14 protein-coding genes are annotated in these 13,684 nt (G+C 63.6%); 9 read left to right on the top strand and 5 right to left on the bottom strand.

Annotated features, from left to right (window positions below; genetic code table 11):
* The first annotated feature begins 275 nt into the window (after nt 1-275).
* The 3 genes from GTW58_RS12175 to GTW58_RS12185 all read left to right on the top strand — a co-directional run bounded on the left by GTW58_RS12175 (nt 276) and on the right by GTW58_RS12185 (nt 3,876).
* The gene (locus tag GTW58_RS12175; RefSeq protein WP_119933721.1) at nt 276-1,802 is read left to right on the top strand and encodes an Abi family protein; all 1,527 of its coding nucleotides are present in this window, start codon (nt 276-278) and stop codon (nt 1,800-1,802) included.
* A gap of 170 nt (nt 1,803-1,972) precedes the next feature.
* On the top strand, nt 1,973-2,572 hold the full coding sequence (locus tag GTW58_RS12180) for an SLATT domain-containing protein (RefSeq protein WP_119933710.1): 600 nt from the start codon (nt 1,973-1,975) through the stop codon (nt 2,570-2,572).
* Nucleotides 2,569-3,876 carry a nucleotide-binding domain-containing protein gene (locus GTW58_RS12185; RefSeq protein ID WP_119933711.1) on the top strand — a complete coding sequence of 436 codons (1,308 nt, stop codon included), beginning with the start codon at nt 2,569-2,571 and terminating at the stop codon, nt 3,874-3,876. The genes GTW58_RS12180 and GTW58_RS12185 overlap by 4 nt, the downstream gene beginning before the upstream one ends.
* A gap of 77 nt (nt 3,877-3,953) precedes the next feature.
* On the opposite strand, the gene GTW58_RS12190 is transcribed toward GTW58_RS12185, so the two are convergent.
* Both GTW58_RS12190 and GTW58_RS12195 read right to left on the bottom strand, forming a co-directional pair.
* Complete coding sequence (locus GTW58_RS12190; protein WP_157980588.1) at nt 3,954-4,292, bottom strand: hypothetical protein; 339 nt, start codon at nt 4,290-4,292, stop codon at nt 3,954-3,956.
* A 142-nt stretch (nt 4,293-4,434) separates the two neighbouring features.
* Nucleotides 4,435-4,797: a TfoX/Sxy family protein gene (locus tag GTW58_RS12195; RefSeq protein ID WP_119933713.1), complete on the bottom strand. Its 363-nt coding sequence runs from the start codon at nt 4,795-4,797 to the stop codon at nt 4,435-4,437.
* 515 nt (nt 4,798-5,312) lie between these two features.
* On the opposite strand from GTW58_RS12195, the gene GTW58_RS12200 reads away from it, so the two are divergent.
* Nucleotides 5,313-8,138, top strand: coding sequence for an AAA domain-containing protein (locus GTW58_RS12200; protein WP_157980589.1), 2,826 nt, complete (start codon nt 5,313-5,315; stop codon nt 8,136-8,138).
* Nucleotides 8,139-8,141: 3 nt separating this feature from the next.
* Nucleotides 8,142-8,477, top strand: a complete 336-nt coding sequence (locus GTW58_RS15170; protein ID WP_119933715.1) for a WCX domain-containing protein — start codon at nt 8,142-8,144, stop codon at nt 8,475-8,477.
* Here the strand turns inward: GTW58_RS15170 and GTW58_RS12210 are convergent.
* Nucleotides 8,442-9,095: a cation efflux transmembrane domain-containing protein gene (locus GTW58_RS12210; RefSeq protein WP_119933716.1), complete on the bottom strand. Its 654-nt coding sequence runs from the start codon at nt 9,093-9,095 to the stop codon at nt 8,442-8,444. The genes GTW58_RS15170 and GTW58_RS12210 overlap by 36 nt on opposite strands.
* A 140-nt stretch (nt 9,096-9,235) precedes the next feature.
* Between GTW58_RS12210 and GTW58_RS12215 the strand changes: the two genes are divergently transcribed.
* The gene (locus GTW58_RS12215; RefSeq protein ID WP_157980590.1) at nt 9,236-9,691 is read left to right on the top strand and encodes a hypothetical protein; all 456 of its coding nucleotides are present in this window, start codon (nt 9,236-9,238) and stop codon (nt 9,689-9,691) included.
* 34 nt (nt 9,692-9,725) lie between these two features.
* Here the strand turns inward: GTW58_RS12215 and arfB are convergent, their stop codons facing one another.
* Nucleotides 9,726-10,169: an alternative ribosome rescue aminoacyl-tRNA hydrolase ArfB gene (gene arfB / locus GTW58_RS12220; RefSeq protein WP_119933722.1), complete on the bottom strand. Its 444-nt coding sequence runs from the start codon at nt 10,167-10,169 to the stop codon at nt 9,726-9,728.
* A 70-nt stretch (nt 10,170-10,239) separates the two neighbouring features.
* Nucleotides 10,240-10,620, bottom strand: coding sequence for a cytochrome b5 domain-containing protein (locus tag GTW58_RS12225; protein WP_157980591.1), 381 nt, complete (start codon nt 10,618-10,620; stop codon nt 10,240-10,242).
* 88 nt (nt 10,621-10,708) lie between these two features.
* Between GTW58_RS12225 and GTW58_RS12230 the strand changes: the two genes are divergently transcribed.
* The 3 genes from GTW58_RS12230 to GTW58_RS12240 all read left to right on the top strand — a co-directional run bounded on the left by GTW58_RS12230 (nt 10,709) and on the right by GTW58_RS12240 (nt 13,535).
* On the top strand, nt 10,709-11,581 hold the full coding sequence (locus tag GTW58_RS12230) for a TetR/AcrR family transcriptional regulator (protein WP_157980592.1): 873 nt from the start codon (nt 10,709-10,711) through the stop codon (nt 11,579-11,581).
* A gap of 74 nt (nt 11,582-11,655) precedes the next feature.
* Nucleotides 11,656-12,702 carry an NAD(P)/FAD-dependent oxidoreductase gene (locus GTW58_RS12235; protein WP_157980593.1) on the top strand — a complete coding sequence of 349 codons (1,047 nt, stop codon included), beginning with the start codon at nt 11,656-11,658 and terminating at the stop codon, nt 12,700-12,702.
* A complete protein-coding gene (locus GTW58_RS12240; RefSeq protein ID WP_119933720.1) occupies nt 12,699-13,535 on the top strand; it encodes a sigma factor-like helix-turn-helix DNA-binding protein in 837 nt (278 codons plus the stop codon). The genes GTW58_RS12235 and GTW58_RS12240 overlap by 4 nt, the downstream gene beginning before the upstream one ends.
* The last annotated feature ends 149 nt before the right edge of the window (nt 13,536-13,684 follow it).

Genomic DNA, 13,684 nt, shown 5'->3' on the forward strand with positions numbered 1-13,684 from the left:
CTTCCTCGGTGCTGCCATGCTCCTCATCCTCCCGTGGATTCAGAGCCTCCACCAGACCCGGGGCGATTCAAGGTTGTTCGGCTACGGAACGTGGTGGAGTGGAGATTTGCGCTCTAGCATCTGGTCGGCGGCGAGACGGCACGACCGCCCAGTGTTTGACCCGTGCAGGTGGAACCCGTATCCTTGAATCAACACGGCAGGCTCGCTTCTCTAGATGAGACGCGGGTCTGTTCTGTTTCTACCCCGGGTGCCGGGGACGCCAGGACGATATGCACGTGACGACCCCGAACAGCACCTACGCCAAGCCGTTCCTCACGGTCCCCGAACAGATCCGCCGGCTACGCGGGCGCGGCATGGACTGCGGCGACGACGCTTATGCGGCCGAGGTCCTGCAGCGCTACGGCTACTACCGGCTGTCCGGCTACTGGCACCTCTACCGCGACCGGCCTGTGCCGCCCGCGCCCCGGTTTGACGGCGAAGGTCGAGAGATCCGCCTGGAAACCTTCGTGGCCGGGACCCGCCTCGTGCAGGTGGTATCCCTCTACGAGTTCGACCACGAGCTCCGCATGCGCCTCGGCGACGTCCTCAGCACCGTCGAGACGGCGTTCCGGTTCTTCATTGGCCACCGGCTCGGCAGGGTCGACGCGTTCGCTCACCGGGATCCCTGGGCGCTCGGCGCGACGAGACAGGAAGATCCCGGCGCACCGCCCGAGCCGACCACCGCCTACCGCGAGTGGCTCGAGGAGTATGACCGGCACGAGCAGCGCGCCCGGGGTGACTTCGTAGTGCACTTCCGCCAGCAGTACGGCCCTCACCTGCCAATCTGGGTCGCGACAGAAGTGATGTCCTTCGGAGTGCTGAGCAGCCTCTACGACCTGATGTTGCAGTCCGATCAGGAGATCCTCGCCGCACGGTTCCAGGTCCGCACCGCCGATGGCCGCGGAGACCGTGGTGCCCTGGGTAACTGGCTGAACGACCTCAGGAACGTGCGGAACATCTGCGCCCACTACGGCCGGCTGTGGAACCGCGCGTTCGACGTGACCATCGACGCGCCGGGGCAAGCTCGACAGGACGCCGACGATCTGCTCGCGCCGCTCGCGGACGACGGGACGAACAACAGGCTCTACGGCGTGCTGCTTGTCTTGCGCCACCTCCTGCTGAGCATTGCGCCGGAGAAGGGCGACGTCGTGGACCTGGCCGACTTCATCGAAGAGAAGTCCCGCACCGTCGGCTTCGGCATGGAGCAGCTCGGATTTCCGGACGGCTGGCGGAGCAGCCCGATCTGGGACCGGGCCTTCGCGCTGGACCGTTTGCCGATGGTGGCCGCGAGCTTGCTCGACCGAGCCGAGTGCATGACCGCAGCTGAGACCCGTGCATCGCTGACGGGGGCGGAAGTGATCGACGAGAAGCGGATTCGTACCCCGGCACAGGCAGCGCGCGCGAAGAAGGCCGCCCAGCGCAGCCTGCTGCGGACCTACCTCAGGCACGACGTCGTGATCGAGGTCGAGCTCGGAGGGACGAAGTTCTACCCGGCCTTCCAATTCCGCGACGGGAAGATCGTCGATGCGCTTGCCGAGATCAACCAGGCGCTTGCTCGGTCCTGCGGAGGCTCGGACCCGACCGACGTCGCCAGGGCGCTCCTGGACTGGTGGCAGACGCCGCATCCGGACCTGCCGCAGGACGTGGACGGCACGGACCGATCACCCCTCGACCTGCTGGGCTCGGTCACCGAGGAGGAATTCGCCGCGGTGATCGACGAATCGGATGCCAGGAGCAGCTTCGCCATATCCGATCTCGGTTGACCGTGATCTCGCTGTAGACAGTCCTACGTGCCGGAACGCCGTGCAGGTCCGCTTCTCGCACTAACCCTCTGGGTCGCGGGCCTGTCGGTCAGGACTGTCAGTGCCTGCCTTCATACTTAGATCAGCGCGCCGATCGAGCACGCATGCTTGTTCTGAGTAGGAGTACCTTGATGGACGACCCCTCGCATGATCTCTATTGTGATCAAAGGCTTCTTGCGCAGGTCCGGGAGTCCTTCGGGCGAGTGGTCTACAGCCACAAGACGCATGAGAAGCAAGCCGACATCAGCTTCACCAGGTATCAGTGGCAGCAGGCCATCCTGATTGCACTGACTGCAGCCAGCTCAGGCACGTTCCTGACACTCGTCTTCGGGCTGTTCAGCAACTCAACATGGACCAGCCTCGCCACGTCCTTCTGTGCGCTCTTGGTCAGCTGGATGAGCCTTGGTGCAAAGACCTTCAAGTTCGATGAGACCTCGGCAGCCCATCGCGACATAGCCTCGAGGCTCTGGGATGTCCGGGAGTCCTGCATCTCGCTGATCGCCGACATGATGTCGGGTGAGATCTCAGACGCGGACGCGCGAAAGCGCCGCGACGACCTGCAAACCCTGGCGCGAGATGTCTACTCCACAGCTCCGCGCACCTCAGACAAAGCCTTCACACGTGCGCAGGACGGACTGAAGAACAACGAGGAGATGACGTTCGGGACTCGTGAAATCGACCTCTTCCTCCCCGAAGCGCTCCGTCTGGGTGGGGACGAGGCGCAGCGATGAAGACGGCAGAGATCTTCGACGGGCTCCTGAGCGCCCTCAAGCTGGGCGACACGGCCTCCGTGATCGCCAGCAGACGAGATGAGATCGCCAAGGCGCTCAACAAAGACTTCCGCGAGAAGGATGGCTGTAGCGACTACAAGCTCATGGTCGGATCATTCGGTCGGCACACGGCGATCAAGGGGGTCTCTGACCTCGACATGATCTACATCCTGCCGCCAGGTATCCGTGAGGCCTACGCAGGCGACAGCGGACCTCGCCGTATGCTCGAGCGAGTCCGCGACGATCTGAAGGCTCGGTACCCGAGCACAGACATCCGCGTCGACCAGTGTGTCGTTCGCGTGCAGTTCGCGGCCAACGCCTTCAAGTTCGATGTCCAGCCGGCGTTCGACAATGCGGACGGCAGTTTCTCCTACCCGGATACGAAGTCCGAGAGCTGGAAGACCACCAAGCCCCGCGACGAGATCCAGGCCACCCGCGAGTGCAACTTGCGCACGTCCACCAACATGCGTCACCTCGCGCGGATGGCCCGCGCGTGGAAAAACGCCAACGGGGTGGTCATGGGTGGCCTCCTCATCGACACGCTGGTGTACCGCTTCTTTGAGCAGACGCTTGAGTTTGACGCCGTAGGCACTGGTTCCTTCGATCGGATGGCACGCGACTTCTTCGAGTTCCTCAAGAACGAGCCGGAGAAGGGCTACTACTTGGCCCTCGGCAGCCATCAGCGCGTCGACGTGAAGGCCAAGTTCCAGCCCAAGGCGAAGAAGGCCTACAACCGCTGTGTTGAGGCTATGGAAGCCGAGGGCACATCCTCGGCGAATGCCACCTGGCGTGAAGTGTTCGGCGCATCCGTCCCGCTGACGAAAAGCGCGAGCGATGCCCGGTCGTTCAAGAACACTGAGGAGTTCATCGAGGACCGCTACCCGGTTGACATCTCGGACACTGTCTCGATCGACTGCGACGTGACCCAGGACGGTTGGCGGCCGATGAAGCTGAGGGAGATGCTGTGCACTGGGACGCTGCTGAAGGCCGACAAGAGGTTGTGCTTCACGGTGGTGGCCTGCTCGGTCCCGCAGCCGTACACGGTGAAGTGGAAGGTCCTCAGCCGTGGCTCGGAGGCGGAGCGACGCAACAACATCCGTGGACAGATCGTTGATTCCACAGCATCCGGTGTCCGGACCGAACGCTCGGACTTCCGAGGGGAGCACATCGTGGAGTGCTACATCGTGAAAGGCGGTATCGTCGTCGCTCGGGATCGGATCGACGTACCCATCAGCACCACCAGCGCTCATGCTGCGTCTTCGTAGGCCGTGCGTGGAATCGAGCGGCTGATGATGGCCTGCTTCTAATCGTTCAATGCGTGGGCATGCGGTGGAGTTTCGGTTCAACGTGTGACCGCCCGCCGTACTGCGTCCAGCGTCGTCTCGGGTGAGTCGTTCAAGCAGAGCGGGACAGCCGGTTGGCATGCGACCACAGTGTTGACGACCCGCTCAAACAAGAGGGTGTAGTCGTGGGAAACCCTGATACCGGAGCCGACTTCGACGGCGTCGTAGCTCTCGTGAGAAAAGTGGCCCCGGACGGCGGACTCCGCGGCGTCGAGGTCGTCCGGTAGCAGGCACACCGTGACCTCGTAGCCTGCTTCGCGAAGTGACGTTTCGGCTGCGGCGATCCGCGCCCGGAGCTTGTCTGCGTCCTGGCCGGGCCATGGAGAGAAATCGATCACCGATGGGTCGATACCGATTTGAAGCACGTGTGTTTTACCCACAACCTCTCGATAGCTCGGCAGGGATTGCTACGGCCCAGCCTTGGAGAGTGAGTGGCGAGCCTCCGCCCGGTCTGACCGGAGGCTCACGGCCGACGAAGCCTCAAGAGCCTTTCTCTGGCCTGGCCCGTGAGATGGAGGCTGAGCGTCGTTTCGCGGCCGTCACCCACTCCGAGAGCGAGTCGTCCGAGCTGAGCTGATCTGCCGCAACTGTGATCCATCCCGGCCCCATGGTGCGGCCCTTGCCCATCTCTGCTTGGGAGGCCCCGGGCTCCTGCAGCAGCCGGTCGTGCTGTTGAGCCTCCACGCGGACCAGCAGGCTGCCGTCCTTGCCAACGCTGACGAGCATCTCGTCATTGACCATGAGCGCGAGGCCCCCAAACATCGAAATCTCCCGGATCGTGTCCTCCGGATCCAGAAGGTTGCGGATGCGATCCGCCAGGGCGCGTTGCGCCGTCGTCGTCATGTATTCAACCCTGCCATGACGGCGGCCCATAGGACAGCCGGTCGAAGAGGAGAATGCTGTCCACGATCAACCCGTCGGGCACCGTGAATATATCGATGCCTGGACGGCAGGTGGTGTTGTCGGCTACCAGGCTTATGGCGGTCTCGAGGTCTCCGGTGGTCCAAGCTCGGTGGTTGGGCTGGACATCGTCGAGGTAAGCGAGTCAAATCGCTCAGAAATTAGTGGTGACTGCTCGCTGGGGTGCCGCGCTTTGCCAAAGTCAACTGATCGGTATTTCGAAAGGCCCTTGCGACATTAAAGACCCCATGAGGCGGCTCCTGCGGGTCGTCGATGTATCGCACCTGCCCAGACGGTGGCTCCTTTCAGTGAGTGGACCCGGTCGAATCCGCCTCGTCACATTCGAGGCGTAGCGATCCGTCTCTCGTACGCTGACTGCACGTGAAGACTCGGTTGGACACCCGACGATGTGTCTGCGCCAATGAATCCTTGACTGCGGGGAAGGGGAGGTGCTGGGCATGATCGACCCACGTCAGACAGCGGTCCTGACACGCCGCCGGACAGATGAACCTTTTCAGGACCAGACGAAGAGAACCCGACAATGGGCACGCACGCCCCATGGGATGCGGCTTGTCTTCGAGGGCAGGAACGGCCCACAGGAGTACACCTACACACATCTCGATAAGGTGCTCATCCTCGAAAATCCCAGCCGTTTCCCCTTAGGCGAGGGATCGCTGGCTGAGGTGGGCGGTGAGGTGTGGTCCACGGCGACCGAGGTGCTCCGCTTCGACCACCCTGCCGGCGCCTGGGCGCGCGTCTTTTACACAACCAAGGAGGGGGAGGGGTATACGACCCGCCCGGCCGAGGAAGTCAGAGTGGTGGATAACGCGGCCGACCGTCCGCGTGCCGCCGAAGTCCTGGGTTATTGGCGCGATCTCGTGGCCCATCTACCAGACCTGAACGGCGGCCCCCACCCGTTGAAGCGCGCCTATGAGTCTCTCTCGACCGTCCATTCGGAGAGCGTGCTGGCACGGTATCTCTCGGGAGCCCCGATCGAGGAGGAGCCCGACCAGCGGCTCCCCATCTTTCCGTTTTCTTCAAACATGAGCCAACATGACGCGTTGCTGCAGTCATTGCGTTATCCGGTGTCGGTTATCGACGGGCCTCCCGGCACAGGCAAGACGCAAACGATCCTCAACGTGCTGGCCACCCTCAGCGCGACGCCGGGGGTTCGAGTGAGTGTGGTCTCGGCCAATAACGCGGCCGTCGATAACGTCCGCGAGAAGTTGGAAAAACTGGGTTTCGGATGCATCGTCGCGGGGCTCGGCCGCCGTGAGAAGAAGGACGCCTTTTTCGCCGCTCAGGATGACCGCAACGCCGCGGTGGAGCGACTCCTCGAGTCCGACGACGGTGAGCAAACCCGGGACGCCGACACCCCGGTTGAAGATCAGTTGCGTCTCCTGGAAGGGCAGATCCTCAAGCTGCAGCACGACGAGCGCGCTCTCGCCCAACTGCGTCAAGAGCTGGAGGGGCACCAGCTGGAGTTCCGTCATTTCACTCGGTACATGGAGGGACACGAGGTCGCCGATCTCGACGGCGTGCCGCTGCTGCACCGGGACCCGGACCGCATCCTGGATTTCCTCGTCGAGACACAGCTCGCTGAGGAAAATCCGGCCTGGCCGCTCAGATGGGTCAGACGGCTGCGATGGCTGATGAAATACGGCCGGCTCAAGGGGGCAGACCCCGGGGATTCCGCGGTGGTCTTGGAGCTGCAGCGCGCGTACTACGAGCAACGGATCGCGGAGCTCGCCTGGCAGGGCACCTACCTTGAGGAGAAGCTGGCCCGCGCCGATCTGCCCGGAATGACGGCCCGCCAACGTGAGTTGTCCCTGAATTACTTTCGGGACGGACTACGCGAGCGCTACGGCGGACGCGCCCGGAAGACGTACGACCAGCGGACGTACTTGGATAGGTTCGACGACTTCAGCACCGATTATCCGATCATCTTGAGCACCTGTCATTCCCTGCGTGGGAGCATCGGCGCCCATCGCCTGCTCGATTACCTGATTATTGACGAGGCGTCCCAGGTCGACCTGTTGGCCGCTGGTCTGGCGCTTGCCTCCGCCAAACGTGTTGTCGTAGTCGGTGACCTCGCGCAGCTTCCACACATCCCCGAGTCCTCCGCAGTAGAGAGCGCAGGGACAGTGCCCCTGCCCGAGTATGACTACGCTCGGCACAACCTGCTCTCCTCGTTACAGGAGCTCTATGGCGAGGAACTGCCGCGAACGATGCTGCGTGAGCACTACCGGTGCGATCCGGCCATCATCGGTTTCTGTAACGAAAAGTTCTACGATCGGCAGCTGATCCCGTTCACGCAGAGCACTCCAGGCTCGCGACCTCTGGTCCTTCACACCACCGTCGAAGGCAACCACATGCGCTCCCACCGCGAGGGCGGACGCTCCAACCAACGCGAGATCGATGTGATCGAACGGGAGGTGATTCCGCAGCATTGCGCGGAGATCCCGCGTGGAGAGATCGGGGTGATATCTCCATATCGCCGGCAGGTCACCAAGATCGGGGGCATCCTCGTGGCGGATCTGGAATCGATCGAAGCCGACACTGTGCACCGGTTCCAGGGCCGGGAGAAACGGGCCGTCATCATGAGCACGGTGTTGGACGAGACATGGCGCGGGCACACGGGAACGCACTTTGTCGATAACCCGAATCTGATCAACGTGGCCGTCTCCCGCGCTCAGGAGAAATTCGTCCTGGTCACGAACCACGACATGATGCCGAAGACCCGGAACCTCCGTGACCTGATGGAATACGTCCGATATCACGACCCCGAATACGTACCACATCGGAGTTCGCTGGTCTCGGTCTTTGATCTGCTGTACCAGCGGTATTCGGAGCGTCTCACGGTGCTGGCCGGGCGCCTGAGGGGCGAGATGAAATACCGTTCCGAAGACATCATCTGGACGATTCTTCAGGACATCCTCGCCGAAGACCGATTCCGGGACCTGGAGGCGATACCGCAGATGATCGTGCAGAACCTGCTTCCGGACCTGGAAGGGCTCACGGATGAGGAAGCCGCCTACGTCAAACACCGATGTTCCTTGGACTTCGTCATCCAGCGACGCGTCACACGCCGTCCGGTCCTTGCGATCGAGGTCAACGGCTTCGCCTATCACGAGAATATGCCGGAGCGGCGCACAAAGGATGCACTCAAGAAATCCATCATGGAGAAGAAGAACCTTCCGTTGCTCACCCTGCCCACCACCGGCAGTGGTGAGGAAACACGGATCCGAGCGGCCTTGGAGAGCGTGGTGGAACAACACGGTTGACTTGTGGGGCGAGCGGGCTCGGACTTTCTGAGCATTCATGGGGGGGGAGTCGATCGACGGGAGGAATTACTCGACGCCGCAACCTCGGTTCACTCCGAACGAGCGGAAGGCGACGGCTGGATTCAATTCGACGTGACTTTCGAGGACCACCGGTATGCCGTTTGGGCGATCTGGCTCCTCGGCGCGGATGCCTATGTGCTTGCGCCACAGGAGCTGCGCAGTGCCCTGCATGACCGGGCATCACAGGTGGTCGCCCAATACGACGTACGTCCCGACGTGCGGGGCCGGGAACCGTCGCCCACCTCAGTCGATCGCTTCCCCGGCGAGGGCCTTGGCTGATAGGCGTTCCTCCTCGCTGACCTCCCACACCTCGTGAGCGGCGTGCAGCGCCAACAGGATGATGAGGCAACCGAGGATCAGATCCGGCCAACCGGATGCGGTCCACGCGGTGATCAGAGCCATGGCAATGATTGCGACGTTCACGACGACATCGTTGCGTGCGGACAGGAACGCGGCGCGACTCAGCGAGCCCCCGTGTTGGCGCACGCGGGCCAGGATCAGCGCGCTCGCCCCGTTGATCACCACCGCACCCAGAGAGGCCAGAACGATCGGCAGGACGTCGGGAGCCTCCGGGGCAGCGAACCTCTGGATGGCCTCCCAGGTGGCGAATGCCGCCGGGGCCAGGATCACCAAGCTCATGAGCTTGCCCATGACGGCACGCTTGGCCAGCGGCCAGCCGAGTGCAATGAAGATCAGGAGGTTGATCGAGGTGTCTTCGAGGAAGTCGACGCTGTCGGCCAGGAGGGACACGGACCCGGATCCCAGGGCGACGAAGAACTCGACGAAGAAGTAGCCGAAATTCAGGAGCGCGGCCGTGAGAACTGCGCGTCGTACTCGGCCCGCGTCAAAGGTGTTCGTCGTGTCTGCGGTCTCGTTGACCCCGCCCGCAGATGGCATGAATGCGTCCCTGGTTGATCGTTCCGGAGGGCAGGGAAACGAGCTCTACCGGGAGTGAAGCAGCGGCCCTGCGCCCTTGATGGTACGGCCGGCCGTCGTCGCGCCGGTGTGGCTGCGGCAGCCTGGATTACGGTGGTTGAGTGGATCGTCAACCTCATGAACCGCCATTCGCCCGGCCGGAACTGCTGGTGGAAATGCGGGCCGCGGAACGGAAAGAACGCCGCGAGGGCATCAAACTCATTGCCCTGGGGATCGCGTTCTTCCTCATCGGTGTATTTCTCTGCGTGGTCGGCAACGTGTGGACGGGCGTCATCGGCATCGCGTTCGGAACCATGGCGATCACAGTGGGCGCCGCGAAAGCGATGGGCGGCACCTCACCGGCGGCACGCGTAGTGATGATCATCGGATGTGCTGCGTTTGCCGCGACAGGGGCGCTCGCATTGATCGCGGGCATCGTCGCCCCCGCCGCCTTTGGCTGGCGTGGTGGTATGTCGGGCATCGTGGCGGGCGCGCTCTGCCTCGGGTTCTTCGGTCCGGGGACCTTGATTCTGATCTACAAGGAGTACCGCCTGCGGCAACGCAACGCACGCCGATAACGACGTCGAACGCCGGAACCAGCGCGATGGACCCTCATTCCGCTCCGGGGCGTTGCCGCGTGGCCTTGAGGTCGGACCGCCGCTGCTTCGCCGCCAGTCGTCGTCGGACCGAACCGCGAGTCGGTCGGGTGGCGCGCCGCGTGGGCGGGGGCGGAGCAAGCGCCTGCCGCAAGAGGTCCGCGAGCCGTCGGCGGGCCTCGTTTCGATTGCGCAGTTGTGAGCGTTGAGTCGAGGCCGACACGGTCAGGACGGAGCCGTTGAGATGGTGCGCAAGGTTGCGCAGCACGCGCTGCCGCTGCGTGTCCGTGAATGCCGAGCACGAGGCGAGGTCGATGGAGAGCTGGACCTTGCTGTCCGTGGTGTTGACGCCCTGCCCACCGGGTCCCGAGGACCGTGCATATCGCTCGGACAGATCCGCGGCGGGGATGACCAGACCATGGGGAATCCCGGGGCCGGGGGTGAGGCTCAGCGGATCCATGCGGCCCACCCTAACGGGGCCTCTGGGGGCTGCGATCATCAGCGCGAGGTGGTCGATCGCCTCCGTGCGTTCACTGCTCCAGGCGCCCGACCACCGGCATCCGCTCAAGAATGTCGCGTCCATGGCCTGAACCCACGAACTTCTCCGTGGCGTCCGTGCCTGCCTTGATGCCGTGGTGGCGTCCTCGTGCCCAGTCTGGGAAGACGCTCATGTCGTACACCACCCCGTTTACGGCGATCCAACAGTCGGCTCCATCGTCGCAAGTGGCGGCCTCAAGCTCCTGGGGCGTGACGGTCACTTCCTTGATCTTTCGCTGCTCCTCCGAGCTGAACGTGATCTCAAGCTTGCCTGCGTCGCCGACGTTGGGGCTCGGCGGGTTCAGGAGGGCAAACGCGATGGCCGCAAGTGTTCCGACAACCGCTATGGCCGCCACAACGACGATGACGATCATCCAAGGGCTCATTCTTTTCCTCCTGGTCAACGCTGGCTCCTTCCGTATGAGACACAGTGTCTCATTACTATATGAGACACTGTGTCACATGCTTGAAAGCAAGACAAGTGACTCAGCTGCGCGCATGCTCGGTGTTGCCGTTGATCGCATCGCTCGCGAAGGAATGACTGTGGGACTCGATGGCCTGCGCATGGAAAAGGTCATCAAAGAGGCAGGCGTCTCGCGGGCCACCGCCTATCGGCGATGGCCGAGTCGGGATCAGTTCGTTGCCGATGTATTGGTCGAAGTGGTGCGTCGCACGTCGCTCATCCCGGAGCGACCTGATGATCTGCGCCGCCTGGTGGAGCTTGTGGAGACACATGCGGAAGGCCTGCTCACGACCGATGGGCGGCGTGCCTTGGTCGTGGAGGCGCTGCGGGTCTCGGTGGATTCCGATGTGAGGCGCCTGCTGGACTCGCCGCAGGTGCGGACCTTCATCTCGCTGTCCGCCACCTACCAGGGGCTGCCCGACGGGGCGGTGCGTGATGCCGTGGGTTCCGCACTGCGGGATACCGAACAGAGCTTCATCCGGCGCCGGTCCGAGGTCTACGCCAACCTGGCAGCACTTGTCGGCTATCGGTTACGCCCGGGCTCGGCGGGTTTGGATGCTCTTGCGAGTGCTGCTGGGCTCATGATGACCGGGATCCTGGTGCGTGCCTTGCCGGACAGGGCATGGCTCGACGAGCGGGTGGAAGCTGCTCCCTTCGGTGGGGCGGCCGCCAGCTGGTCGGAACCCGAGCGCCTGCTCGTGGGGTTGTTGCTGACCGAAATCGAGCCGGACCCCGCCCTCGAGTGGGACGTGGACACGATCGACCAGTTCCGTGAGCGGTTTGAACAACAAGTAGGAGAGATGCTGGCCGCCCCGTCTTCGGTGGTCGACGGAACGAATCACTCGGCTCCGGAGAATCTTGGCGAGGAATGAAGGTGAGTTGGAGCCTACATTCGGCAATTGTGGCGACCATGTCACGTTCCGGGGCCTTGGGCAGTCTCATGGGCATGAGCAGAACAAGAATCATCATCGTCGGAGCTGGATACGCAGGAATCACGGCCGCCAACCGTCTGGCGGCCAGGGGGCATCAGGTCGTGCTGGTCAACGGCCGACCGGATTTCGTGGAAAGGATCCGGCTGCACGAACTGGCAGCGGGATCTGCCCGCGGGGTCACGCGACCTCTGAGTGCAATGGTCGGGCGAGGAGTGGATGTCGTGATCGAGCGTGCCACGGCGCTGTACCCGGATCGCATGGAGATCGAGCTGGCCTCCGGTCGGGTCGAGGCCGCCGATCACATCATCCTTGCCACGGGCAGCGACGTCGGTGGTGGGGTGCGCACCCTCGAGTCAGCCCGGGAGGCTAGAGGCCGTATCGCCCGTCTGGGCCCGGGATCGCACGTGCAAGTGGCTGGAGCCGGACCGACGGGGGTCGAGGTCGCCGCCGAACTCGCGGAGGCACGTCCGGATCTGCACGTCGGACTGAATGATCCTTCGGGAGTGCTTCCGTCTCTACCGTCGCGCCACCGTGCGGGCGTGGAGGCCACCTTGACGCGACTCGGAGTCTCGGTGACGGGTGCAGTGGCCGGTGAAGATGTCGCGTATGAGATTGACTGCACCGGGTTCTCGGCTGCTGGGCTCGCGGGAGAGGCGGGGTTACAGACGGACGGGCTGGGGCGCGTCCTCGTCACTCCAACTCTGCAGGTTGTCGGCCATCCTCGGGTGTGGGCCGTGGGCGACTGCGCAGCGGTCGAGGGACAGCCGTGGTTGAGGATGAGTTGTGCTGCGGCCACTCCCATGGGTGCTCACGTCGCGGACGGCATCCATCGCAGCGAAAGCGGTTTGTCCCCGGCCCCGCTGGACATCGGCTTCGCAGCGCTCTGTATGAGTCTGGGGCGTCACGACGGGCTGGTCGCGGGGGTTGATCGCCGCGACGCACCGCAGTCCTTCGTCGTCCGTGGAAGGGTAGCGGCGTCGGTCAAAGAAGCCATCTGCCGACTCGCTGCGCGCGCACCGCGTTGGACCAGAGGCCGGTTCTGGTTGCGAGGTGCGGCATGAACGGTGCGGCGTTCGAGCATCGATCTCTTGTGCTCCGGCTCGCTTACGACATCACGGGATCGTGGGCCGCTGCTGAGGATGTTGCTCAATCGGTTGCGCTGCGGTGGCTGACTGCCTCAGGTGTGCGAGAGGAGCGCGCTTACGTCGCGCGGATGGCAGTCAACGCAGCACTCGATGTGGTGGCACGACGGGAATACACCGGGCCCGTTCTGCCGGGCCCGGTTCCAACAGGGCCCGGCGTAGACGAGATCGTGGAACAGGCCAGCGAGGTCGAGTTCGCGCTGGCCCGCGTGCTGCAGTCCTTGTCCCCACTCGAGCGCACCGCGTTCTTGTTGCACGACGTCTTCGGGTTCTCGTACGCAGAAGTGGGCGCGATGTTGAACCGTTCCCCCGAGGCCATGCGTCAGCTGGGAAGCAGGCCACGACGGCACGTCCAGGAGGACAGGAGTCGGTTCAGAGCAGAACCTGCCCAGGTGAGAGCACTCGCCGAGCGGTTCTTTGCCGCCGCCAGAGCCGGTGATGTCGATGGACTCCGGGCGCTGTTGACCGCCGACGTGTCCCTGGTGGCTGACGGTGGTGGCCGCGCGAGTGCGGCTGTGCGGCCCATTCGTACAGCCGACGCCGTGGCTCGTTATGTGGTGGGTCTGGCGGAGAAGGCGCTGCAAGGCGTGCGGGTGGAGGAGATCGTGGCCAATGGGCAACAGGCGTGGCTGCTGCGACGATCTGACGACGTTGTGGACCAGGTCATGTGGCTGGCCAGCGCCGACGGGAACGCCATTGCGGAGATCGCCACTGTCAGGGATCCCCGCAAGCTTGCGGCGCTCAGAGCGTAAGCCAGGTAGGCCAGCAATTCGTCAGCTAGGAGAATTGACCAATGTCGGGAGGCGACACCGGCGGGACTGCCGCACATTTAGGTGACAGTTTGACCTGCCCTACGGTTAGGTTTCCACTCTTGGTCGCTAGCTTCCGATGGTGGTGAGTG

Origin of the sequence: Kocuria subflava (genome assembly GCF_012163155.1) — a bacterium.
Taxonomy (GTDB): Bacteria; Actinomycetota; Actinomycetes; order Actinomycetales; family Micrococcaceae; genus Kocuria; species Kocuria subflava.